The following is a 21525-nucleotide window of genomic DNA, read 5'->3' as shown; positions in this document are numbered from 1 at the left end:
GGACTCGCCCTCGGGCCGGCCAACGCGCGCCCCATGTCATGCCTTTTCGACGTCAATCGGCCCCCGCTTGCCGCCATCGCCCGTCAGGCTACCGGTTCAGCGGCCTGCGCCGGGCCGCGTCATCGGCCTCGTCCTCTTCATCTTCCTCGTCCTCCTCATCCTCCTCGTCCGGACGCGGGACGGGGACGTCGCCTGGGGGCGGCACGGGCCATGGCGGCACCGGAACCGGAGGTTCTGGGCGTGGGCCATCTTGAAACGCCGGGACTTGCGACATCGCATCTCCCTCCCGTCAGGTACTTCGGTTACTCCAGGCACATGGCGAATATCCGGCCCGTTGGTAGGGGGAGGGCGGAAAAATCGACATCCGCCCGATGCTTATCCGCCCCGTTCCGGACGGACCTCCGTCCGGGTGTAGGGATCCGGCTCAAGGGGCGGTTCGTGTTCGTGCGGCGGCGGGGATGGTCCGGCCGGCTTGTGCGGATCGACGCCCGGCGGCACCCGGTCGGGCACGGGTGGCTCGGCCGGCTTGGGGGAATCGGAAGGATCGGACGGGCTCATCGGCGCTCTCCCTCGGGCATGAGGGTAAGCGATGCCGCCGCATCAGGTTCCATGGTCCGTCCTGGAATCGGGGGATATTATCGGGGTCGGGGCCGTGACCTTCACACCGGGCGCAGCGCGTCGCGATAGCGGCGCGCACGATCCCGATAGGCCAGGCTGGCGCGCCGCATCATGGCCTCGTGCGCCGGGGTGACGGGTCCGACGATCGTGCCCGGGCGGCCGCGTATCACCGAGCCGTCCGGAAATATCTTGCCCTCCGGGATCAGGCTGCCCGCCGCGACCAGGCAGTTTCGACCGATCCGCGCGCCATTCATGATGACCGACCCCATGCCGATCAGCGATCCGGCGCCGATCCGGCAGCCATGCAGGACAACCATGTGCCCGATGGTCACGTCCTCGCCGACCTCCAGCGGAAATCCCGGGTCGGTATGCAGGACGGAATTGTCCTGCACATTGCTGCCGGCGCCGATGGCGATGCGTTCGGAATCGCCGCGCAGGACGGCGCCGAACCAGACGCTGGCGTCCGCCCCAACCGTAATCGCGCCGATCAGGGTGGCGTTCGGCGCCACATAGCCGGTTTCGGCCGACAGGTCGGGTGTCTGGCCGTCGAATTCAAACAGCATCTCGTTCCTCATTCCCGTCCAGCGAGGCCAGCGCGATCCGCGCGCTGGTCCCGGCGATGTGATCGCGCATCAACCGCGACAGGCGCGCCCCGTCGCGCTGCGCCAGGGCGTCCATGATTTCGGCATGTTCCGCGACCGCGGCGGCCCAGTCGCGGTCACATTTCTTCAGGATGAAGCGGCAGGCATGGATGCGCGTCAGGATCTGCTGGTACATCTCGGACAGGGCCGGATTGCGGGCCAGCGCGAAGATGGTCTCGTGGATCTTCCTGTTCTGGCGCAGGTAGCGATGCTCGTCACGCCGTGCGTAGCTGTCCATCATCTGGTCGTGCAACGCGCGCAGATGCCGGATGTCGCGCGCATCGACCCGCGCGCAGGCCAGCTCGCCCGCCAGGCCCTCCAGCGCGCCCATGATCGGGAACAGGTCCCGGATGTCGGCCTCGGTAATCTGCGCGACGGTCGCGCCGCGCCGGGGCAGCAGGTCGATCAGCCCCTCGGACGCCAGGACCTTCAGCGCCTCGCGCAACGGAGTCCGCGAAATGCCGAACCGTTCGCACAGGGCGCGCTCGGCGATCTTCTCGCCCGGCGCCAGCACGCCGTCGAGGATCATGCCGCGCAACGCGGTGGTGACCGTGTCGTGAAGGTTCAGGCGTGGAACGATCGTGGGGGCGGTCATGACGCCTGGGTCCTCCGGCCGATCAGGGGGCGCGGACGTGCCACGCCGGGGATATCAGCGGCCATGGGCATTGCCGATCGTATGCACCGGCCGGGGCGACGCAGGGTTCGACGACGCGGGGGCCGCATCCGGTCCCGAAGGCAGGTAGTGGAACGCCAGCGCGGCCCCCAGCAGCAGCAGGACGACCGGAACGGCAGGCTGTAGCTATGTGACAGCTGGATAATCAGGCCGAAGGCGAACGGCGACAGGATGCCGGCGATCGCCGAGCCCGTATTCATGATTCCGCTGCTGGTGCCTGCGTATCGGGGGGCCATGTCCATCGGGATCGCCCAGATCGGCCCCACAGTCAATTCCAGGAAGAAGAAGGCCGATGCCAGCGCGATTCCGATGGCCGTCAGATTATGGATGAACAGCGCCGGTACCAGACAGAGCATGGAACCGATCATGCTGGTGATGATGACCTGGCGCCGGGCCTGCGGCAGGTTGCCATGGCGGCGATACAGATAATCGGTGAACAGGCCGCCGCAGGTGTCGCCGACCACGCCGGCGGCGAACACGCCGAAGGAAAAGACGGCGGTATGTTTCAGGTCCAGCCCGTACGCCTGCACGAAGAAGCTGGGAAGCCACGTGATGTACAGCCACAACGTCCAATTATAGCAGAAATAGATCAGCGTCGCCGGCATCATCGCGCGCACCAGCGCGCGCCAGGGAATGTCGCCCGCCCGCGCACCCGCCCGGTGCGGTTCGATGACCGGAAGCTCGGCCAACTCGCCGGCGGTCACGGCGGGATGTTCGGCGGGCCGGTCGCGGAACATGAACGCCCAGGCCAGCGTCCAGAACAGGCTGACGCAGCCCAGCACCATGAAGGCCCCCCGCCAGCCCAGCCACAAGGCGACCATCACGGTCAGGGGCGGCGTCAGGGCGTTCGCCAGGCGCGACGAGGAATGCATCATGCCCTGGGCATAGCCGCGCCGGGTGGACGGAACCCACGCGGCCACCGCACGCGTGGCGGCGGGGAAGGTGGCGCCCTCGCCGATGCCCAGCAGGACCCGGATCGCGATCAGCGAGAACAGGCCCCCCACCAGGCCGGTGAGGATGGTCGCCGCCCCCCAGATGATGCCGCTGAACACCAGCGTCCGGCGTGGCCCCAGGCTGTCGGCCAGGCTGCCGCCCGCGATCTGCAGCAGCGCGTAGGGGTAGCCGAAGGCGGATAGCGCCAGCCCCAATTGCACGTTCGACAGGTGAAGATCGCGCGCCATCACGGGCGCCAGGGTCGAGATGTTCACGCGATCGACATAGGTGATGAAATACATGACGCAGACCAGGCCGAAGACCCGGCCCGGCGCGGTCGTGAAGGTGTGACGAAGATAGGCGGTCGGCGTCATCGTCTTGCCCTGGAACATTGTCGGCCTCGTTTCTTGTTTTTTTTTGAGTTCGCCGTCGTCGGTCCCGACTGGCAGCATGGACCGGCGGGGCGGTTCCTGGCCTCTCACAGAACGGAGTACTCTCGCCCCGGCCCTGTCGGAATGCTTGTAGCACATCGGAATTATGAATTATGAATGCAAAATACCGATACCCGTTCAATCACGAAAACGGGATAAACACGGAGGGTTCGCGACGATGGACAGCATGCTCCAGTCCGAAAACACATCTGTTCCTCACGATGGAAAAGACGACCGGCTGAAGGACGGGACAGGGCCCGCCCCGGCCGCCGCCCGCCCGCTGCCGCTGGCCGGCATCCGGGTTCTGGACATCACGCAGGTCATGGCCGGGCCGGTCTGCACCATGCTACTGGGCGACCTGGGCGCCGACATCATCAAGATCGAACCGCCGGGCACCGGCGACCAGACGCGCGGCGCCATGGGGTTTCGCATGAAGGGTGATGACAGCATGGGGTTCCTGAACATGAACAGGAACAAACGCAGCATCGCGCTGAACCTCAAGAACCCGGCGGGGCGGAAAATCTTCCTCGATCTTGTGAAAACCGCCGATATCGTCGTGGAAAATTACCGCCCCGGCGTGGTCCGCAAGCTGGGCATCGATTACGAGACACTGTCGCGGATCAACCCGCGCCTGGTCTATGCCAGCATATCAGGCTTCGGCCAGACCGGACCGTGGGCCGCGCGACCGGGCTTCGACCTGATGGCGCAGGCCATGTCGGGCGTGATGAGCGTGACCGGGCATCCCGGCGGCCCGCCGGTCAAGGCCGGCGTACCGGTGGCGGATATCGGCTGCGCCCTGTTCGCGACCTATGCGATCCTGGCGGCCTATATCGGTTGCGAGAAGAGCGGACGCGGCCAGTTCATCGACGCGTCGCTGTTCGATTCGGCTCTTGCATTTTCCATATGGGACATCTCGGAATATTGGGGAAAGGGCACGATTCCCGAACCGCTGGGAACCGCCAACCGCATGAGCGCGCCCTACCAGGCGGTGCGCTCGTCGGACGGCTATTTCGTAATGGGGGCGACGAACCAGAAATTATGGGTCCTGCTCTGCAGCGAGCTGGACCGGCGCGACCTGCTGGACGACCCGCGATTCGCCACGATTTCCGACCGGCTGGCCAACCGGGTCGTGCTGATCGAGGAACTGGAAAAGACCTTCATGACCCGCCCGTCCGAGGAATGGGTGGCAACCCTGCTGGCCAAGGGCATACCCGCCGGGCGCATGAACACCTATCCCGAGGCGTTTGAAAGCGACCACGGCACATTCCGCGAGATGAAGATGGATATTCCCCATCCGGTCGAAGGCACGATCCCCAATATCGGTTTCCCGGTAAAGCTGCGCGGCACGCCGCAGACTGTGCGCCGCCCGCCGCCGCTGCTGGGCGAACACACGCATGAGATCCTGGCCGAACGCGGCCTGTCCGACGATGCGATCGCCGGCCTCGCGGCCGATGGAGCGTTCGCGTCATGAGCCCCCCGTCATCACAGCAGGACCCCGCCGCCGGACAGGTGCGCCTTGCGATCGACGGAGACGTGGCCTTCATCGTCTTCGACCGGCCCCAGGCCCGCAACGCCATGACCTGGCAGATGTATCGCGACCTCGGGGCCGCGATCGAACAGATCGACGCCACCCCGACCGTCCGGATCGCGGTCCTGCGCGGCGCCGGAGGCCAGGCCTTCGTCGCCGGCACCGATATCGCGCAGTTCCGCGATTTCCGTTCGGGCGAGGACGGGGTGGCGTACGAACGCGGAATCGACCAGTGCATCGCCCGGCTGGAGCGGATCAGGATCTCCACCCTCGCGGTGGTCGAGGGCTGGGCGGTCGGCGGCGGCCTGGCCATCGCCAATAGCTGCGATTTTCGCATCGCGGCGACGGGCGCGCGCTTCGGCGTGCCGATCGCCCGGACCCTGGGGAACTGCCTGTCGGCGGCCAATCTCGGTCGGCTGGAACGCACGCTGGGACTCAGTTGGGTCAAGCGCATGACGCTGCTGGCCGAACTGCCGACAGCCGAAGACCTGGCCGGCACCGGTTATCTCCACGCCATCGTCCCCCCCGAGGGCCTGGATGACAGCATCGCCAGACTCTGCCGGCGGGTACGCGAACATGCGCCGATCACCATCGACGTCACGCGCGAAACGCTGCGCCGGCTGGGCGACGAGGCGACGCCGGACATTTCCGACCTGATCCGGCGCTGCTACGGCAGCGACGATTTCCATCGCGGCGTCGCCGCGTTCGGAACCGGCGCCCCCGCCCGGTGGGAGGGAAGGTGAAAAGGCATTGCGAATGGCGCTTCGCGGCATGCCTCAGGGCGCTGCCCTGAAACCCGCCAACGGGCATTGCCCTTTGGAAACCCAGTCGTTTCATTCATGATCGACGCAACCATAAAACGACCATGTTCTTTCTGTCTGCTTCCCATATTGCCCCTCCAGCCTCTCCGTTGCGTAAAGGCACTCTGAAAACATGCGCTCTGCACTTACACGTCGCAGCCTGGGTCTGTGCGTTCCTGCCCTGATTGCGACAGGGACCGCGCATGCGCATGACGTCGCGGACGACACCGTGGCGGCCATCGAACGGCGACATGGCGGAAGGCTGGGGGTATGGGCCGTCGATACCGGCTCGGGGCGATCTCTGGCCCATCGGGCCGACGAGCGTTTTCTCATGTGCAGCACGTTCAAGGGCGTGCTTGCCGCCCTGATATTGTCCCGTGTCGATGCCGGCCGCGACAGCCTGTCGGACCTCGTTCGGTATGGCGAAAAGGATATCGTCGGCTATTCCCCGGTCTCCGCGGCCCATGTGGCGCAGGGCGCCTTGTCCGTCGGAACACTCTGCGCGTCCATTGTGCTGTACAGTGACAACGGTGCGGCGAATCTGTTGCTGGCGCGGGTCGGCGGGCCGCAGGCGTTGACCGCCTATGTGCGGAAGCTGGGCGACGGGACGACGCGGTTCGATCGCTATGAAGTGGCGGCCAGCCGTAAATCGGGCGATCTCGATACCACCACGCCCCGCGCGATCGTGGAAACCGCCCGGACGATTTTGCTGGGCCATGTCCTCAGCCCCCGATCGCAAGCGACGCTCGAAGGCTGGATGGTCGCCTGCCGGACCGGCTCGGCGCGCCTGCGCGCGGCATTTCCGCCAGGCTGGATCGCCGGTGACAAGACCGGCACGGGCAACGGCGCGTGCAATGACTATGCGATCGTGCGGCGCGCCGGACACGCGCCCCTGCTGATGGCCTGCTATTACGATGCGCCGGGCCTGAGCCAGGCGCAGCAGGAAACCGTTCTACAGGAGGTCGGCGCGGCGATCGTCGCGTGGGCGCGGTAAGCGCCGTATCGACTGGCAGGACAGGTCGGGCGTTGCCCGACCCCGATCATCGGAAATCCCGCGACGGGATGACCAGCGGCGTACCCGGCCGCAGATCCGCGCGGCCGATATCGCGCAGCAGCGGCGTCAGGTCTTCCAACCGGTCGGTGACGATGTGCGTCACCTCCCCTTCGCGTTGCAGCCTGCCATGGCAGGCCACCAGGCGGGCCGACAGCACAAGCTGGCGTTGCGCGGCGATGCGATCCTGCCACAGGATCAGGTTGGCCATCGCGGTTTCGTCCTCGATCGTCATGAACATCACGCCCCGGGCGGTGCCGGGCCGCTGGCGCATCAGCACCAGCCCGGCCACGACGACGCGGCATCCGTCGCGCAGCCGGCGCAGGTCGGCGCAGGCCACCATGCCGCGCGCCTGCAACGCATCGCGCAGGAACGCGACGGGATGGCGGCGCAGAGTCAGGCCGGTGGCGTGATAATCCTCGACGACGTCCTGTCCCTCGGTCATCGGCGCCAGCGCGACATCAGGCTCGACGAATTCGGGCAGCGGACGGTTGCGGCCCTTGTCCGCCGCCGCGAACAGCGGCAGGGGTGTGTCCGCCAGCCCCCTGATATCCCACAGGGCGGCGCGCCGGTCCCGGCCCAGGGCCTGGAAGGCGTCGGCCTGGGCCAGGCATTCCAGCGCATCGGGCCGCAGGCCCGCGCGACGCCACACATCGTCGAGGCTCTCGTACGGCGGCATGCGGTGGGCCACCAGATCGGCCGCGTCCCGATTGGACAGGCCCTTGACCATCCGCAGGCCCAGGCGCACGGCCAGCCCCGCGCCTTCCCGTCGTTCCAGCGTACACTCCCAGCGCGACGCATTGACGCAGACCGGACGGATGCACACGCCATGCGCCCGCGCGTCGCGCACGATCTGCGCCGGGCGGTAGAAGCCCATCGGCTGGCTGTTCAGCAGGGCCGCGCAGAACACGTCCGGATAATGGCATTTCATCCACGATGAGGCATAGGCGACCAGGGCGAAGGATGCCGCATGGCTTTCCGGAAAGCCGTACGATCCGAATCCTTCCAGTTGGCGAAAGATACGTTCGGCGAACTCCGCCGGATAATGCCGCGCCGTCATGCCGGCAATCAGCCGCTCGCGGAAATAGGACACCGTGCCCTCGCCCCGGAAGGTGCCCATGGCGCGGCGCAGTTCGTCGGCCTCGCCGGGGGTGAAGCCGGCGCAGTCGATGGCGATCTGCATCGCCTGTTCCTGGAACAGCGGGACGCCCAACGTCTTTTTCAGGATCTTCTCCATCTCCGGGGTCGGGTAGTGCACCTTCTCCTTCCCCTCGCGCCGCAGCAGGTAGGGGTGGACCATGTCCCCCTGGATCGGGCCGGGGCGCACGATGGCGACCTGCACCACCAGATCGTAGAATTCCCGGGGCCTGAGGCGCGGCAGCATGGCCATCTGCGCCCGGCTTTCGATCTGGAAGGTGCCGATGGTGTCGGCGCGGCGGATCATCGCATAAGTGGGCGCGTCATCATGGGGAATGCCGGCCAGGCTCAGGCGCAAACCGTGATGGTCCTCCAGCAGCTCGAACGCGCGGCGCATGCAGCCCAGCATGCCCAGGCCCAGCACATCGACCTTCATGAAGCGCAACGCGTCGATATCGTCCTTGTCCCATACGATGATCTGCCGGTCTTCCATCGCCGCCGGCTGGATGGGCACCAGATCGTCCAATCGGTCGCGGGTCAGCACGAAACCGCCCGGATGGGTGCCCAACTGGCGGGGAAAGCCGATCAGTTCGCCCGCCAGTTGCAAGGTCAGCAGCAGACGGCGATCGTGCAGGTTGAGGCCGAGTTCCCGCGCCCGCTCATGAAACGCGCCCTCGTCGAAGGACATGCCGCCCAGATGCGTCGACAGCAGGCCGGTGACATCGGCGGGCAGGCCCATCACCTTGCCCACGTCGCGCAGCGCGCCGCGCGCCCGATAGCGCATCACGGTGGCGCACAGCGCCGCGCGGTCGCGGCCATACCGCCGGTAGATCCACTGGATGACCTCCTCGCGCCGATCGCTTTCGAAATCGACGTCGATATCGGGCGGTTCCCGCCGTTCGGCCGACAGGAAGCGTTCGAACAGCAGGTTCGACGTCGCGGGGTCGATCTCGGTAATGCCCAGCGCGTAGCAGACGGCCGAATTGGCGGCCGATCCGCGCCCCTGGCAGACGATGCCCTGCGCGCGCGCCTGGCGGACGATGGTGTGCACCGTCAGGAAATAGGGCGCGTAGTCCAACCGGCGGATCAGGTCGAGTTCGTATTCCACCTGCGCGCGCACCCCGTCCGGCACGCCGGCGGGGTAGCGGTCGCGCAGGGCGGCGCGGGCCAGACGGTCCAGCCGGTCCTGCGGGGCCTCGGCGGGGTCGTCGCTTTCCGCCGGATACTGGTAGCGCAGATCGGCCGGCGAGAACCCGCAGCGGGCCGCGATCTCGGCCGTGCGAGCCAGTGCGGCGGGATGATCGGCATACAGCCGCGCCATCTCGGCCGGCGATTTCAGGTGCCGGTCGGCATAGGCTTCGCGCCGGTCGCCCAGCAGATCGACCGTGCAGCCCACGCGGATGCAGGTCAGGACATCCTGCAACACCGACCGTTCGGCCACGTGGTACAGCACATCCCCCGTCACCACGTCGGGCACGCCGGCCGCCCGCGCCATGTCCGCCAGACGATGCAGCCGCACGGCATCGCCCGGCCGCCGGCGCAGGGTCAGGGCCATGTAGCCCCGATCGGTCCCCTCGGCGCCGCAGAGGCCGCGCAGCCAGGCCAGGTCCCGCGCCAGGGCGTCGTCCGGCCGGTCGGGCAGCAGAACCAGAATCAGCCCGTCGCTTCCCTGGGCCAGATCCACGCGCCGCAGGCCCGGATCGCGATCGTCGCGTTGCCGCTTCGCCTCGGTCAGCAGGCGGCACAGCCGTCCCCAGGCGGCGCGATCGGTCGGGTAGGCCAGCAGCGGCGGCCCGTCCACCAGATCCAGCCGGCATCCCGCGACCAGACGCACCCCATGTTTTTCGGCGGCCGTCCAGGCCTGCACCATGCCGGCCACGCTGTTATGGTCCACGACCCCCAGCGCCGCGTACCCCAACGCCTTCGCCCGGGCGAACAGTTCATCCGGATGGCTGGCCCCGCGCAGGAACGAATAATTCGTGATCGCCTGCAATTCGACATAGCCTGTCACGACCGGCCCCCGTGGCAGGCGTGCTCAAGCGATTTCTCAAAGCCCGTTTGAAAACGCTTTTTGCCGAGCGAGAGTGTCGCGCAGCGGCACGCCCGGCGTGGGTTTGCGAGCATCGGAGCGGAGCGGCCTTGAGGGCCGTGAGCACCGAAGCGCAGGAAACGCGCGTCGGATCGCCGGCAAAATGCGTTTTCAAGCGGGCTTTCAGAAAAAGCCATGCAGGAACCATCCCTGATCGCCCGACCAGACATGCTGCCCGTCCCCCCGGCGGAACAGCCAGAAGCGCCGGCCGTCGCGGTCCTCGACGGTCCAGTACTCGCGCACCCGGTCGTTGTCGGCATCGGTCGCGGGTCGCCACCATTCGCCCAGGATCCGTTCCGGCCCGTCGGCCCGCACGACCTCGTGCCGGGAGCGGCGCCAGATGAAGGCGCGCGGCGGATGATCGGGCAGCAGCGCGGTCACCCGCACCGGTTCCGGCGCCGGCAACAGGCGGATCGGGCGCGGCCAGTCGGCCGACCAGGTCCCGCCCCCGCCGGCACGGTCGGCCGGCACCCGGCGCTGGCGGCGCTCGGGCACATGGGTGGCCACGGGGGCCAGGCGAAAGACCCGCTCCGGCCCCAGGCGATTGGACAGCCGATCGACCAGCACCGACAGGTCCGCCTCATCCCCGATCCCCCTCCGGCCTCCGCCATCCTGGACCGGCGCGCATCGTTCGGCCGCCGTGACCAGCAGGCGCATCGCCTCGACCCCGAAACCGGGTTCCACGCTTTCGATCCGTTCCGCCAGCAGATGGCCGAGATGCGCCGGATCGTGCACCGCCCGCGCCGTGCCCACCCGGACCGCGCGCGCCGTCCCGTCCACCCGTTCGAAGACCAGATCCAGCCGCCGCGCGCCCTCGCCCCGCCGGCGTAGCGCCGTGCAGGCCTCGGCGACCAGAGCGTCGATCACGACGCGAAAGGCGTCTGGCGTGGAAATCGGTTCGACGAAGCCGCGCCGGGCCTGGACGATCTCCGGCGCCAGGACCGGCCGGATCGGTTCCGCCACCCGCCCCAGCATCTGGTCCAGCCGCGTCAGCAGCAGCGGCCCGAAGCGGCGGGCCAGCGGCGCGCGCGGCGCTGCGCGCACCGCGCCGATCCGCCCCAGGCCCAGCCGGTGCAGCATGTCGGCGGTGTCGCCGGCAATCCGCAGGGCTTCGACCGGCAGGGAATCGAACAGGGTCTCCGGCGCGCCCGCCGGCAGCACCGCCAGCCGCGACCGGCCATGCCGGGCCAGCGCATGGGCCGCCCCCGGCGTGTCGGCGATCGCAACCCGGCCGGACAGGCCCAGCCGCCCCAGGTCGTCCAGCAACCGGCCCAGCATCGCAGGCTCGCCCCCATGCAGGTGCGCGCAGCCGGACGCGTCGATCCAGATCCCGTCCACCCCGTCCGGCGCGGTCAGCGGCGACATCCACAGGCACCTGCCGGCCAGCCGCGCCAGATCGGCGGCATCGCGATCCGGGTCCGCCGCCAGGACCTGGAGGTCGGGGACCAGCGCCTGCGCCTGGGCCAGGGGCTGGCCGGGCACGACCCCCTGGGCGCGGGCGGCCGGGTCGGCGGCGGCGATCACCTGCCGGCGCCCGTCATGCGACCGCGTGACAAGCGGCCGGTCCGGCGACAGGGCATGCCGCCGCCGCAGTCGCTCGACCGGCAGGAACGGCAGCCATAACGAGACGATCCGGCGCATCCCCCACCTCCACGATCCATGAGCCCGGCCGCCCGCCCCGGCACCGCAGCAGATCCACCGACCAGCGCGCCGCGCCGACGCCCCGCACCCCCGCGATGGGGGCGGGCGACGGCAGGGCGGCGATGCGCCAGCGGGTCGCGCTGGCCGTCGGCTGGAACAGGGTGCGATCGTCCGGCCGCCGCGACCGGCGGATCAGGAAACAGGTGGCGCCCGAGCCCTCGGCCGCCAGTTGCAGGCGGCGCGACGCCGTCAGCGACAGCGCGCCGTCCAGTTCCGCCACCACCGCGGCGACGCCGCAGGCCCGCACCGAATCCTCGCAGACCGCCAGCATGTCGTCCCGCCCCGCCGCGACACCCAGCAGGCGGCCGGGATCGACCCCCGCCCGGACCAGCCCGTCCGCATGCAGGTCGAACAGGCCGCCCCCGATCCAGACCACAGGGCCGTCGCCCACCCCCAGGACATGGGCGACGAACCGCGCCGGCAGGACCGCCAGCGTCATGTCCCCGCCCTGGCCGATCACCTCATGCACCGCACCGCGCAGCAGACCGCCGTGCAGATGCCGGTCGATCTCGGGCACCGCCAGCCCCCAGGGCGCCGGACCATCGCCCCATCCCGCATCCGGCGCGACGCGGGCGGCATTCCGCTCCATCCGGGCGATCTGCCCGCGCAGGCGGGCCAGCATGTCGGTTCGGTCCGTTCTCGTCATGTCCCCCTCCGGGATTGGAACATATAGAGAACAAATAAGCGAAAGGAAAGCGGAATCCCGCGCCAGATCCGCGGCCCATGCATCCCATTCGTTTATTAAAGTCCTGGGTTTCCAAAGGGCTGCGCCCTTTGGTGAGTCAAGGGCGAAGCCCTTGCCTTCATGCCTATTCCACAGGCCCGCAACGCTTCTGGAACCGGCGATAGCCCCGGCGGCCACTGAAGGTCAGCAGCGGCAGGGACAGGCGCAACACGCCGGGCAGCAGCAGGCAGAGATTGGCGAACATTCCGTCCAGCGGGGGCAGGAACACCTCGCGCCGCGGCCGGCGGCAGACCGCGACGATCCGCCGCGCCACGTCCGCGGGGGCGGCGGGCGGGCTGACGAAATTGAGGACGGACCCGCCTTCCGCCATTTCCCGCCACAGCATCGGCGTATCGACCGCCCCGGGGAAGACGGACGACACGCGGATGCCGCGCGGGCGCAGGTCCAGCGCCAGCGACAGGGCATAGCCGCGCAGCCCGAACTTGGTCGCGGCATAGACCCCGCTGCCCTGCAGGGGCATCACGCCGGCCATGGAATTGACGAACACGACATGGCCGCCCCGCGGCATGCATTCCAGCAACCGCGAGGTCAACAGCATCGGGGCCGTCAGATTGACGGCAACCTGCCGCGCCACGCCGTCGCCGCACAGGCCATCGCCCTGCCCCGGGCTGATGACCCCCGCGCAATGAACCAGCAGCATGACCGGATCGCCCGCCGCCACGATGGCGGCCGCCGCCTGGGCGATGGACTCCACCCGGGCCAGGTCGCAGGACACCGCCGCGACATGCGCCCCCCACGCGGGGCCGCCGGACGCAACGCCCGGCGAAGCCGCGCCCCCGCGCGCCAGGATCGTCACGCGATAGCCGGAACCGACCAGCAGGGCGACGATTTCCCGCCCGATTCCACCGGTCGCCCCGGTCACGACAGCCAGAGGGCGCGATTCCGGTCGTTCGGACGTGGTGCTCACATCATGTTTCCTGGCTGTTCCCTGGCCGGGCCCGCATCCCGCACAGGGTTGAATAAGGCGATATGCGGCAGAACGATCGTACAGCGCAAACCGGGCCGGTTGTCCGACAGGGTGATGCTCCCGCCATGCAGGCGCACGATCGCGCGCACCAGGCTCAGCCCCAGGCCGCTGCCCGGCACCGAGCGGCTGCTGTCGAGGCGCACGAAACGGTCGAAGACACGCTCGCGGCTGCCCGTGGGAATGCCGGCCCCGTCATCGGCCACGACCAGCGTCACCCGCTCGCCGTCCGCCACGCCGCTGATGGTGATCCGGCTGCCGTCCGGCGTGTGGTTGAGGGCGTTTTCCACCAGGTTGGACAGCATCTGCATCAGCAGGACCGGATCGCCGGCGACCGTCCCGGACACCGGGGACGCGACGAGCAGGGCCTGATGCCGGTCCTCGGCCGCCGGGCGATAGAGTTCGGCGACCTGCGCCGTCACGGTGTCGAGGGCGACCGGCATCATCGTGTCGGTCGCGATCCCGCCCTCGATCCGCGACAGGCGCAGAAGCGAGGAAAAGATCTCCAGTGCCAGATCGAGGTCGATGACCGCATCGTCGATCGCCGCCCGGAACCCGGCGGGCGTATGCTCGGCAAGGGACGCGGTCTCCAGCCGCTGGCGCAGGTGCGACAGCGGACGGCGCATGTCATGCGCGATATCGTTGGACACCTGCCGCAGGCTGGCGATCAGCCTTTCGTTCTGTTCCAGCATCGCATTCAGGCTGTGGGCGAGATGGTCGAATTCGTCGTCCGTCCCCTGATAGGGAATCCGCTGCGAGATATCGCCGCTCATGATCCGGCGGGCGGTCACGCTGATCGTCTCGATCCGCCGCAGGATCACGGCGCTCAGGATCAGGCCGCCGCCGATGCCCAGCACGCAGAATCCGCACAGGCTCCAGATCACGATCGCCCCGATGTCGCGCCGCAGCCGGCTCAGCGGGGAGGCATCGATGCCCACGAAGAAATAGCCGCCATCCGCCAGCACGACCCCTTCGCCATAGACCGGGATATCGTTCAGCCCAAAGGGCAGCCGGTGCGCCCAGGACAGCCAGCGGCTGCCGGAAACCGGGCGAAGATGCAGCATGTTGCCGGCCAGGACCGCGCCGGACGCATCTTGCAGCAGATAGAAGAACGCGGGTTCGTTCCGGACCAGGTTCCGGACCACGGGCAGCATGTGCCCCAGATCCTGCCCCCCCGCCGCCGACAGCACCTCCGCCCGCTCGGTCGCCACGGCATGGCGGATCTGGCCTTGCAGCGAGCGCTGGCTGTGCAGGCCCGACAGCAGGATGACCAGCATGCCCGACAGCATCAGGAAACCCGCGAACAGAATGACGATCCGGAACGAGAGACTGGAAACGACCCTGACGATCGCGGCGATCCGGCCCCTAGCCGGGGGGAATGCTGCCAAGATCGCTGTCCCTCATGACATAGCCCACACCCCGGATGGTCTGGATCAGTTGCCGGCCGTCATGTCCCAGCTTGTCGCGCAGGCGGCTGATATGGGTTTCGACGATATTCGTGCGGACCGGGAAATCCACGTTCCAGGCATAATGCAGCAGCATCTGGCGCGAAAGGATCGTCTCGGGATTTCGCATGAAATATTCAAGGATCTTCACTTCCTGCGGTTGAAGCAGGATCTTCCGGCCATGGCGGGTGACCTCCCGCGTCAGAAGGTCGAGCACGATCCCCGCCACCCGCAGGGCGGTCACATGCCGCGTCGGGCCGACCCGGCGCAGCAGGACGGCGATGCGCGCCGCCAGTTCGCGCACGGCGAACGGCTTGACCAGATAATCGTCGGCCCCGCCGCGCAATCCGCCGACGCGGCTGCTGACCCCGTCCATGGTCGTCAGGAAGATGACCGGAATATGGCTGCCGGCCTCGCGCAGGCGGGTCAGGATGGACAGGCCGTCCATGCCCGGCAGCATCCGGTCCAACACGATCGCATCCCATTCCCGGCCCAAGGCCGTGGACAGGCCGTCGATCCCGTTGTCGGCGATCGTGACGGCGATCCCCTCATGCGCCAGGCCGTTGCGGACATAGGCGGCGGTATCGGGGTCGTCCTCAACCAGCAGCAGGCGGGTCGTCGCACCGATCCCCGTCACGATCTCATGCCCGACACGATCGGGGTTCTCCATTCCACAGGGTCCGGCCGACGGACCACGACAGCGACGCCGACGATAGAAGCCGCCCGCCCCCCACGAAAGGGCAGGTGCGGCAGATTGGGAGGTTTTAACCTGATTTCAGCAGGGCCGGACGTCATGATGATGCCGTCAACGGCCCGCCGTCGCCCCCGCGACATGTGCCCCGATCACGGAAATTGCGACGCATGCTCGTCTGGTGCCTGATCCTGGTCGCTTCGGTTTTCGCCTTCGGCCTCAGCACCGTCTCGGGCGGCGGCGCGGGGCTGATCCTGATGCCTCTGCTGGGGCTGGTCGTCCCGGCGGCGCAGGTGCCCGCCGCCCTGTCGATCGGCACGGCGGCCAGTTCGCTGGCCCGCATCGCCACGTTCCGCCGGTCCATCCGCTGGGCGGTGGTCTGGCGCTTCGCCCCCGCCGCCCTGCCCTTCGCGGCGCTGGGCGCCTGGGGGTTGAGCCGCATGAACCCGGCCTATCTGGATGTGTTGCTGGGCCTGTTCCTGATGGGCAACCTGCCGCTTCTGTTCCGCGCGCCGCGCCCGGTTTCCGACCGGCCGGTCCGGCTGGGGTGGCTGGTCGCGACGGGGGCGGCGGCCGGGTTCCTGTCGGGCTTTACCGGGGCGGTGGGGCTGGTCTTCAACGGGTTCTATCGCCGCCTGGGCCTGTGCAAGGAGGAAATCGTCGCGACCCGGGCCGCGAACGAGATCCTGCTGCATCTGATGAAGCTGGGCCTGTACGCCGGCTTCGGGCTGCTGACGACCCGGGCGATGACCGTCGGGCTGGCGGTGGCGATGGCGGCGATCCTGTCTTCGGTGCTGATGCGCCACATCCTGCCGCGCCTGCACGACCATCTGTTCCGCCATATCGGCCATGCCGCGACGGTGGCCGCCGGTGTCGCGATGCTGACCCTGGCCGGCGGGCAGATCGTCCGGCAGGACGGGATGAGCCTGCGCTACGGGCAGGAAGCGTCCGAGTTCGAGGCCGCGCTGTCGTGGCGGCAGCACGTCTTTTCGGTCGCGCTGGAACATCACGACGAGATCGAACTCAGCCATACGGTCCGCACCGTCGCCACCGGGCCGGGCCGGCTGATCCGCAACCCGACCTATATCCTGCATCTCTCGCCCCGGACGGGCATCCGTCCCGATACCCGCATCTGATGAACCAGCCTCCCTCCCTACCGGTTCCGCGGAGATTTCCCGGTCAGGGCAACGGTGGGCAGGTCGCCATGGAAGGCGGCGGTGTTCCGGCCGCTGGCCTTGGCGTGGTACATGGCATGGTCGGCGCACGATATCAGCAGAGTCGTCGTGAGGGCGTCTTCCGGCGCCGAGGCCACGCCGATGCTGGCGGTGACCGGATGGCGAACCCCATCGACACTGAATCCCCCCTGGAACAGCGCAAGGATGGAACGGACCAGGTCCTGCACATAAGCAGTCCGCGGGCCGGCCTGCACCAGGACGGCGAATTCGTCCCCCGCGAACCGGGCGGCGATGCCGGGCGCCGCATCGCAGGCGCGGGCGGTCTCGCTCAGGGCCTGGACCAGGGCATGGGCCACGGCCTCCAGCAGCGCGTCGCCGGCGCGATGACCGTACCCGTCATTGACCATCTTGAAATTATCGAGGTCGATGAACAGCATGGTGACCGGCTGCCCGGTGGTCCTTTCCTCGTGGAAAAAACGCTCCAGCATTTCATTGAAATAGATCCGGTTGCCGATCCCCGTCACCGAATCCGTCTCGTAAAGGCGTTGCGTCCGCTTCAGCGCCTGGTCCAGTTCCCAATGCAGGCGCCTGACATTCGCCGCCAGCCGTCCGACCTCGCCGGTGCCGGGCAGGTCGATGGTCTCGCGCTGCTGCGCCATGATGCCGCTCACCTGCCGGTCCAGTTCCTCCACCGGGCCGGTGACGAAACGCCGCACCAGCACCATCAGCACGCCGATCGACACCAGGCTCAGGCTCAGGCTCATCACGACCGAGATGGTGGCGATCCTGCGGAACCGGCCATGCAGGTAGGAATCGGGCGGCGTCAGGCGGGCATACAGGTCCGGCGCCAGGCGGGTGACGGCCGACAGTTCGCCGTTCGGCGCCAGGGGCGTCGCGGACAGTTCGATCCGGGTCCTGTACTCGGCCTCCAGCGCGCTCCGAAGGGCCTGGAAATGAACCGGGCGGATCGCGATCTGCAACAGCACCGCCTGCTCCCGTTGCGACAGGACGGGCTGGCGGGCGGTCCGCGCCTGCACCAGGCTGGACATCAGCAGATAGGGCAGGCCGTCATCCTCGACGATCAGCGCCGAGCGCGTCGGCGCCTCGTCCGCGATCGCCGCCCGTGCGAAAGCCCGCTGGCGCTCGCCTGCCGTGCTGAACGGATCCTGGCCATTGTCGGAATGGAAGACCAGCCGGCCATCGGGTTGAAAGATACTGCACGACACGAACGTATCGTCCCGCGGATCCAGGGACTGGAGACTGTCCTGGATGCCGACGGCCAGCGCGCGCGTCCGGTACGCCTCGTCGGTTTCGTTGAGAAACAGCAGGAAGGCGTTGCTGTTACGCACAACGTACAACAGCCGGGACCCGAGGGACACATAATCGGCATAGGAGGATTTGAGCTGGAAGACCTCCTGGTCCAGCCGCGCCTTCTGCAAGCCGATCAGCGCCGTCCGGTAGCCGTAACAGGCCAGTCCCCCCGCCAGGGCGTATCCCAGCAGCACGATCGGGAAAATCAGGGCAAGCGCGCGTTTATTGAGCGTCATGAATGGCGATCAGGGCGCTCAGGATCCGACGACGGAGCGGCAGGCTGTCCGTCGGCGCGGACCGGCGATACGTGACCGGAATCCCCGCCGGCGGATAGATCTGCGGGTCGTCCCGCATCGTCTGCGGCAGCAGGGCGGCGGCATGAAGGTTCGTCGTCGGCTGTTGCAGGAAAATCGCGTTCCGGGCGGCATTGTCCGGACGGGCGAGGAAGGCGATGAAGCGCTCCGCCAGATCCGGATGGGGGGACCGGGCCAGGACGGCCAGGCAGTCCACCCACAGTATGGCGCCATCCCGGGGGGTTACGAATCGCCATGACCGCGACCCGCCGCTGGTCATGTTCAGGGTTCTCTGGTCCCCCGAATTGCCCAGCCCGATGAAGATCCGGTCGCGAAAGCTTTTCTCCTGCTGCGCGGTGACCGGCAGGCTGTAGGTCAGCACGGCCGGAACCTGCGCCTTCAGGATCGCAAACGCCTGCTTCAGCTCCTCGGGGTCGCCGCTGTACATCGGCCGGCCCAGAAACCCCAGGGCCGCAGCCAGAATCTCCTCCTGGTCGTCGGTCATCGCGACATGGCCCGCCAGGGCGGGCGCGGGGCGCAGCAGGTCGGCCCATGATTCCGGGGGGGTGCTCACCCGGTCGGCGCGATAGACGATGCCGGTGCCCCCCCAGATATAGGGAATGCCGTACCGGCCGCACATCGACCGCCACCGTGCCTCGCTCCGTGCCTCGGGGGGCAGGGGATACCGGTCCTGATCGACCAGCAGCCCGCGTTGGCCCAGCGCGTCGATATGGGCGCTGTCGATGACCGCCATGTCGATCGGCGCGTCGGCACTGGCAATCAGCAGGTCGCGCCGCTCCCCATTGTCGAAGATGATCTGGTTCAGTTCGGTTCCGGTCGTGCCGGTCCATGCCTTCACCAGGCCGGGATCGAGGTCCCACTCCCAGATCAGCAGGTTCAGCGACACGGCGCGCGCCGGGGGGATGTACAAAAGGGCCAGCAGGCCGGCCAGCAGCCAGACAGGATGCCACATTCCCGATCCCGGCCCCGCATGCCTCATCGACCCACCACCGCCGCGCGCAAGCGTTATGCCCGTGTCCTCAGACCGGCACGCGCGCAACGCGGACACCCGGCCACGGCGACAGCCTAAGGCAGTTTGCCGCCGCGCAACTATATTTTAATTTTTCTTTTAATCTGATCGGGCAATGGCATGTCCTTACGGCGACGCCAGGACATTGTAGGCCAGATAGACAAACAGCGCGCCGCCCAGCAACAGCAGGATCCCGATCAGGACAAGGTCGGTCCGGCCACCGCCGCCCGCCTGCATGTCCTGTGCCTCGATCCCGCGACGGATCCGCCGGTACCGCAGGGTCGCGACCACCATCATCGCCCCGCCCAGCAGCAACAGCAGCAGGCCGACGATATCGCCGAACAGGTGCCGGCCGACGAAGACGCGGTGGCCGCCCAGCGACGCCGCCGCAACCTGGAGGAACAGGTCGAACCGTTCGACAAGAAACCCGAACGCCATGACGGCCAGCGCGGTGCGGATCCAGGCCAGGAAGGTCCGCTCGTTGGCGGCGTGATCGGAAAAATGGGCAATCATGCCGGTCTCGCCCACCCGTCCCTGTCAGATGCCGTCCCGCCGGCCGCGCCGCCACGAGGCCATCGCCGCAAAGACTCCGTCCCGCAGGATCAGCCCATGCAACAGCGCCGCGCCCAGATGGATGACGATCACGCCGAACAGGGTAAAGGCCAGCCAGCCATGCAGGTGGCGCAGCGCCGCGAACAACGCCGGATCGTGCGGCAGGATCGGCGGCAGCCGCACCGGCCCCCACAGCACGACCGGATAGGCCCCCGCCGACAGCATCCCCCAGCCGACCAGCGGCATGGCGAACATCAGCGCGTAGAGCATGATGTGCGAACCGAGGGCGGCGATCCGCTGGACCCGCGGCATGCCGGCCGGCAGCGGCGGCGGCGGCACCAGCAGGCGGTTGGCCAGCCGCACGCAGGCCAGCAGCAGGATCGCGACGCCCATCGGGCGGTGCAGGGCGACCAGCCTGGCATAGGCCGGCCCTTCGGTCGCGGCCATGAACACGCCGACGAACAGCATGCCCAGGACCATCGCCGCCATCAGCCAGTGCAGCACCCGCGCCAGGGCGGAAAAGCGGACAACGGGGTTCATGGCCTTTCCTTCGCCGCGATCATCGCGGGGGTAATGGCGCTGGGCAGCTTGACCTCGCCCGCGCGCAGGGTGAACGAGCGCATATAGGCCGCCGATCGCGCGGCCGGGATCGGGTCGTCCGACGGTGCGATGCCGGGCGGCAGCACCAGCGGGTCGTAGGTGATGCCGGTGCACAGCCCGCCATCCTCGCTCTGCGCGACGTCCAGGGTCAGGGTTCCGGCCTCGACCTGCCGGCGGTCGGCAGGCCACGGCAGGGTCGGATCGGCCGTCGGGTCGGACGGCGCGCCGATTGTCACCATCAGCCGCCAGGACAGCGGATGCCGGCCCAGGGCGGTGAGCAGGTCGTCGAACAGATAATCCTGGCCGGTCACGGCGCCTGCGGGTCCTCCCGGCTGCATCGGCGCCATCTCCCAGCGTACCGGGGTGGAGACGCCATCCGCGTTGATGAAGCGGAAGGCGTCGAGACTGCGATAGGTGTCGTCGCCAAAGCCCGGGGAGATGGGGCGCGCGCCCACCAGGGCCAGCGCACGCGCGACGTCCGGATGGCCGGCCAGGAACGGCCCCACCCGCGCCGGATCGGGCTTGCCCGTCGCGGGGTCGGGGCGGGTCGCCAGCAGCAGGTCGCGGAATTCCCGCGCCGTCCGCGCGACGAACACCGGAATGTCGTTGATCCCCATGCGCCATTCCGCCCCGTCGGGGGGCATGATGCGTAACGCCATGCTCCGCACCTTGGCCGGGGCGTCGGCCTGGAACGGCATGCCGCCCGCCAGCGCGAAGCGCCCGATCACCGCCGAGCGGACGGGCCGGAACACGGCCGCCTTCGACAGCGACGCGGCCTGGCCGCTGCTCTCGAACCAGCCGGCGACGCACACCCCCTTGGCGTGGTTGCGCCGGAAGCCGGGATGGACGCCGTCCACCGCCGCCAGGGCGTCCATCATCCGCGCCTGCGTCAGCCGGCGCGGCGACAGCCACCCGGCGCTCCAGGCGAAGGCGGTCACGACCCCCATCATGACCAGGCCGATCGCCCCCAGGCGCAGCAGCGTCCCCGGATCGAACAGGGACGCGGGTCCGGACGCCCCGCCCTCCTTTCGCGGCCCGCTTCGCGGCTCTGTCATCGCGCCTTCTCCGACCTGCCCGGCTTCTGGAGGCCAGACAACGCGCCCCTGCCGCCGATCGT

General features: G+C 68.6%; 20 protein-coding genes. 4 read left to right on the top strand and 16 right to left on the bottom strand.

Features of this window, described 5'->3' with window-relative positions; genetic code table 11:
* Positions 1-88: 88 nt before the first annotated feature.
* The 5 genes from HLH21_RS17180 to HLH21_RS13225 all read right to left on the bottom strand — a co-directional run bounded on the left by HLH21_RS17180 (position 89) and on the right by HLH21_RS13225 (position 3257).
* Positions 89-220 carry a hypothetical protein gene (locus HLH21_RS17180; protein WP_264811850.1) on the bottom strand — a complete coding sequence of 44 codons (132 nt, stop codon included), beginning with the start codon at positions 218-220 and terminating at the stop codon, positions 89-91.
* Positions 221-375: 155 nt separating this feature from the next.
* Positions 376-558, bottom strand: a complete 183-nt coding sequence (locus HLH21_RS13240) for a hypothetical protein (protein WP_182944226.1) — start codon at positions 556-558, stop codon at positions 376-378.
* Positions 559-659: 101 nt separating this feature from the next.
* Positions 660-1181, bottom strand: a complete 522-nt coding sequence (locus HLH21_RS13235) for a gamma carbonic anhydrase family protein (RefSeq protein ID WP_182944225.1) — start codon at positions 1179-1181, stop codon at positions 660-662.
* Positions 1171-1854 carry a GntR family transcriptional regulator gene (locus HLH21_RS13230; RefSeq protein WP_182944224.1) on the bottom strand — a complete coding sequence of 228 codons (684 nt, stop codon included), beginning with the start codon at positions 1852-1854 and terminating at the stop codon, positions 1171-1173. The genes HLH21_RS13235 and HLH21_RS13230 overlap by 11 nt, the downstream gene beginning before the upstream one ends.
* Positions 1851-3257: an MFS transporter gene (locus HLH21_RS13225; protein WP_246379732.1), complete on the bottom strand. Its 1407-nt coding sequence runs from the start codon at positions 3255-3257 to the stop codon at positions 1851-1853. Before HLH21_RS13225 ends, HLH21_RS13230 begins: the two co-directional genes overlap by 4 nt.
* Positions 3258-3474: 217 nt before the next feature.
* Here HLH21_RS13225 and HLH21_RS13220 point away from each other — a divergent pair, with 217 nt between their 5' ends.
* The 3 genes from HLH21_RS13220 (at position 3475) to bla (ending at position 6618) form a co-directional block, all read left to right on the top strand.
* Positions 3475-4767, top strand: coding sequence for a CaiB/BaiF CoA transferase family protein (locus HLH21_RS13220; RefSeq protein WP_182944223.1), 1293 nt, complete (start codon positions 3475-3477; stop codon positions 4765-4767).
* A complete protein-coding gene (locus HLH21_RS13215; protein WP_182944222.1) occupies positions 4764-5567 on the top strand; it encodes an enoyl-CoA hydratase in 804 nt (267 codons plus the stop codon). The genes HLH21_RS13220 and HLH21_RS13215 overlap by 4 nt, the downstream gene beginning before the upstream one ends.
* Before the next feature lie 286 nt (positions 5568-5853).
* Positions 5854-6618 (top strand): class A beta-lactamase, encoded by a 765-nt coding sequence (gene bla / locus HLH21_RS13210; RefSeq protein ID WP_220789812.1) that lies wholly within the window; start codon positions 5854-5856, stop codon positions 6616-6618.
* A 46-nt stretch (positions 6619-6664) separates the two neighbouring features.
* Here the strand turns inward: bla and HLH21_RS13205 are convergent, their stop codons facing one another.
* From HLH21_RS13205 to HLH21_RS13180, 6 genes are all read right to left on the bottom strand, one after another.
* On the bottom strand, positions 6665-9823 hold the full coding sequence (locus HLH21_RS13205) for an error-prone DNA polymerase (RefSeq protein ID WP_182944220.1): 3159 nt from the start codon (positions 9821-9823) through the stop codon (positions 6665-6667).
* 201 nt (positions 9824-10024) lie between these two features.
* The gene (locus tag HLH21_RS13200; protein WP_182944219.1) at positions 10025-11542 is read right to left on the bottom strand and encodes a Y-family DNA polymerase; all 1518 of its coding nucleotides are present in this window, start codon (positions 11540-11542) and stop codon (positions 10025-10027) included.
* Entirely contained in the window at positions 11439-12248 is an 810-nt protein-coding gene (locus tag HLH21_RS13195) for an ImuA family protein (RefSeq protein WP_182944218.1), read from the bottom strand. The genes HLH21_RS13200 and HLH21_RS13195 overlap by 104 nt, the downstream gene beginning before the upstream one ends.
* A gap of 163 nt (positions 12249-12411) precedes the next feature.
* Entirely contained in the window at positions 12412-13254 is an 843-nt protein-coding gene (locus HLH21_RS13190) for an SDR family NAD(P)-dependent oxidoreductase (RefSeq protein ID WP_264811854.1), read from the bottom strand.
* Entirely contained in the window at positions 13251-14699 is a 1449-nt protein-coding gene (locus HLH21_RS13185) for a sensor histidine kinase (protein WP_246379723.1), read from the bottom strand. Before HLH21_RS13185 ends, HLH21_RS13190 begins: the two co-directional genes overlap by 4 nt.
* Positions 14677-15426, bottom strand: coding sequence for a response regulator transcription factor (locus HLH21_RS13180; RefSeq protein ID WP_182944217.1), 750 nt, complete (start codon positions 15424-15426; stop codon positions 14677-14679). Before HLH21_RS13180 ends, HLH21_RS13185 begins: the two co-directional genes overlap by 23 nt.
* Positions 15427-15617: 191 nt before the next feature.
* Here HLH21_RS13180 and HLH21_RS13175 point away from each other — a divergent pair, with 191 nt between their 5' ends.
* Positions 15618-16583 (top strand): sulfite exporter TauE/SafE family protein, encoded by a 966-nt coding sequence (locus HLH21_RS13175; protein ID WP_182944216.1) that lies wholly within the window; start codon positions 15618-15620, stop codon positions 16581-16583.
* A gap of 17 nt (positions 16584-16600) precedes the next feature.
* On the opposite strand, the gene HLH21_RS13170 is transcribed toward HLH21_RS13175, so the two are convergent.
* The 5 genes from HLH21_RS13170 to HLH21_RS13150 form a co-directional block, all read right to left on the bottom strand.
* Entirely contained in the window at positions 16601-18169 is a 1569-nt protein-coding gene (locus tag HLH21_RS13170; protein ID WP_182944215.1) for a diguanylate cyclase domain-containing protein, read from the bottom strand.
* Positions 18156-19199 carry a polyamine ABC transporter substrate-binding protein gene (locus HLH21_RS13165; protein WP_246379721.1) on the bottom strand — a complete coding sequence of 348 codons (1044 nt, stop codon included), beginning with the start codon at positions 19197-19199 and terminating at the stop codon, positions 18156-18158. The genes HLH21_RS13170 and HLH21_RS13165 overlap by 14 nt, the downstream gene beginning before the upstream one ends.
* Before the next feature lie 183 nt (positions 19200-19382).
* Positions 19383-19769, bottom strand: coding sequence for a YidH family protein (locus HLH21_RS13160; protein WP_182944213.1), 387 nt, complete (start codon positions 19767-19769; stop codon positions 19383-19385).
* A 24-nt stretch (positions 19770-19793) separates the two neighbouring features.
* Positions 19794-20348, bottom strand: a complete 555-nt coding sequence (locus tag HLH21_RS13155) for a cytochrome b (protein WP_182944212.1) — start codon at positions 20346-20348, stop codon at positions 19794-19796.
* The gene (locus tag HLH21_RS13150) at positions 20345-21463 is read right to left on the bottom strand and encodes a catalase family peroxidase (RefSeq protein ID WP_182944211.1); all 1119 of its coding nucleotides are present in this window, start codon (positions 21461-21463) and stop codon (positions 20345-20347) included. Before HLH21_RS13150 ends, HLH21_RS13155 begins: the two co-directional genes overlap by 4 nt.
* Positions 21464-21525 lie beyond the last annotated feature (62 nt).

It is taken from the genome of Gluconacetobacter johannae (genome assembly GCF_014174305.1).
GTDB lineage: Bacteria > Pseudomonadota > Alphaproteobacteria > Acetobacterales > Acetobacteraceae > Gluconacetobacter > Gluconacetobacter johannae.
The sequence above is the reverse complement of the archived record's forward strand: the minus strand, read 5'-3'. Positions and strand labels throughout refer to the sequence as shown.